Here is a 1,544-nt window from a genome sequence, read left to right as displayed (position 1 = left end):
TATCATTCGAAAGTGATAATGTCTTAGCTAGGTCGAATGTGAAAATGTCCCGTCTGTTAAACTAGAAAGATGAGGAAAATAGAACTAACTATGATAGAGTCAAAGAAATACCTAGTCATCAAAGCTGTTTGTGAGGGTAAAAAACAGAAAAACAGGGCTTGTGTAGAATTAGGGTTAAGCAAGAGGCAGGTGAACCGATTGATACTAGCCTATCGAGAGAAAGGAAAGTCAGCTTTCGTTCATGGTAATAGATCAAAAAGACCAACTCATGCCATGTCTTTAGAAACAAAGAGAAGGATTATCGAGAAATATCAAAGTTACGGTGATTTAAGACCAAATGTTGTTCATTTCTGCGAACTACTAGCGGAAGAAGAAAACATCGCCTATTCAGATACAACTGTTAGAAAACTACTCTACCAAGCAGGGTTTCTATCTCCAAAGACACAACGAGCAACGAAAAGACGATTGAAGCAAGAAGCCAAACAAAAGAAAAGGGAGGCAGAAAAAAGAGGATCCAAACTCCCAACTGCTTCTAACTTCTTTGAAGAACCTGACAAAGCTCATCCCAGCCGAGTAAGAAAGAAATTCAAAGGGGAACTCATTCAAATGGATGCCAGTCAATTCCCTTGGTTTGGACAACAGGAAACACATCTTCATGTCGCTATTGACGATGCCTCCGGTGATATTGTCGGGGCTTACTTTGATACTCAGGAGACGCTAAACGGGTATTATCATGTCTTAGAACAGATTTTAGAGGTACATGGTATCCCTTTCCAGTTCCTTACTGATAAAAGGACTGTATTCACTTATGCTTCCAGTCAGTCTAAAAAGATCGAGGAAGATACCTTTACACAGTTTGGATATGCTTGCCATCAGCTTGGTATTGCCATTGAAACGTCTTCTATCCCTCAAGCTAAAGGGCGTGTAGAACGTCTTAATCAGACCCTTCAATCGCGTCTACCAATTGATTTACAGAGGAATCAAATTACCAGCATCTCTCAAGCGAATCGTTATCTTAAGAGATGGATTAAACGATTTAACAAGCAGTTTGGTGGACTGGCTAGTGAGTCTGTGTTTGAGAAAGCACCTAAACCAGCCCAGCGAAACCTACTGTTAGCGAGAGTCTCTGAAAGAGTGATTGATAGCGGGCATCATATTCGATATCAAAACAACTTCTACTTGCCCGTCGAAGGGGATAAAGAAATCTATTTTACGCGTAAGACAAAGGCACTTGTGATTGAGGCATTCGATGGAGACATCTACCTTAATATCGCAGACACTATTTATGCCACTAGAAAGTTACCAAAACACGAGAAGCACTCCACAGAATTCGAAATGGTGCTTAAAACTAAAAAAGAAAGACGCAAGTATATTCCACCACAATCCCATCCGTGGAAACTTGCATCTTTCAAACAATACCTTCATAAAATCGGAAAATCTTATGAAGAATTCAAGCGTGAGAGGAATACCTCTCAACCACAATTATAACAGATTTTTCACTTATCTAACCGATTTTTTCAAGACATTGTCATTTTCGATTGACA

At 39.6% G+C, this 1,544-nt stretch carries 1 protein-coding gene; it reads left to right on the top strand.

The features are described 5' to 3' along the window. The first annotated feature begins 90 nt into the window (after window positions 1–90). The gene (locus BMI76_RS10420; RefSeq protein WP_075347469.1) at window positions 91–1,488 is read left to right on the top strand and encodes an ISNCY family transposase; all 1,398 of its coding nucleotides are present in this window, start codon (window positions 91–93) and stop codon (window positions 1,486–1,488) included. The last annotated feature ends 56 nt before the right edge of the window (window positions 1,489–1,544 follow it).

Source organism: Streptococcus sp. 'caviae' (assembly GCF_001937065.1).
Classification (GTDB): domain Bacteria; phylum Bacillota; class Bacilli; order Lactobacillales; family Streptococcaceae; genus Streptococcus.
The sequence above is the reverse complement of the archived record's forward strand: the minus strand, read 5'-3'. Positions and strand labels throughout refer to the sequence as shown.